The sequence below is a fragment of the Citrobacter sp. TBCS-14 genome (assembly GCF_005280805.1).
In the GTDB taxonomy this organism is placed as follows: domain Bacteria; phylum Pseudomonadota; class Gammaproteobacteria; order Enterobacterales; family Enterobacteriaceae; genus Citrobacter; species Citrobacter gillenii.
On sequence record NZ_SZWM01001277.1, the window covers coordinates 1 to 227 of the forward strand.

Here is a 227-nt window from a genome sequence, read left to right on the forward strand (position 1 = left end):
GCGTGTTTACCGCCAGGGTTAAGGTTTCGAGCGAATCAGCCTGATCGTCAAGCTGCTGTTGCTCATCAAGCAGGGACTGGTAAAACTGTGGCAGTGCTTCAGGGGCGACGTGATGCTTACGCGCCAGAGAGATTTGCTTAGAAATTCGCTGTTCAAGCTCGAACAAACGGTTAGGGTCTAAATCCAGACGATCGCAATAGTGGCGCAGCTCATCGCTGGCTTCGCTG

At 52.9% G+C, this 227-nt stretch carries 1 pseudogene; it reads right to left on the reverse strand.

The window, feature by feature from the left end:
* Positions 1-227, reverse strand: a pseudogene (locus FDX22_RS27355) (DNA repair protein RecN); the annotation flags it as partial.